This is a genomic window from Burkholderia sp. 3C (assembly GCF_054589155.1).
Genome location: NZ_BAAILN010000157.1, coordinates 1 through 237 on the forward strand (window position 1 = coordinate 1; position 237 = coordinate 237).

The following is a 237-nucleotide window of genomic DNA, read 5'->3' on the forward strand; positions in this document are numbered from 1 at the left end:
ATTATGAAGAACATTTTGAAGCGCGTCAACTACTTTTTTCAGCGCTTCGATCAACAGACTGCATCGATCGAGTTCTTCACCAGTTCAAAGAAGCAGCCTCAATTCCGGCGCTCTCCTTGTCCTGCCTAGCTTCCCCTCTCGTTCTGCGTTTCCGTCATCGCGAGAGAGGCCGAATTCTAAGCACCCATCCCGCTTCGTGCAAGCGTTTTCGCAAAGAAAATGCATAAAGGGCGCCGC

The 237-nt window shown here is 50.6% G+C and carries 1 protein-coding gene; it reads left to right on the forward strand.

Going from position 1 to position 237, the window contains the following annotated elements; all coding sequences use genetic code 11:
• Positions 1–227: hypothetical protein (locus ACYP33_RS33920; RefSeq protein ID WP_459625487.1), on the forward strand; the 227-nt coding region annotated here is incomplete at its 5' end.
• Positions 228–237: the final 10 nt, after the last annotated feature.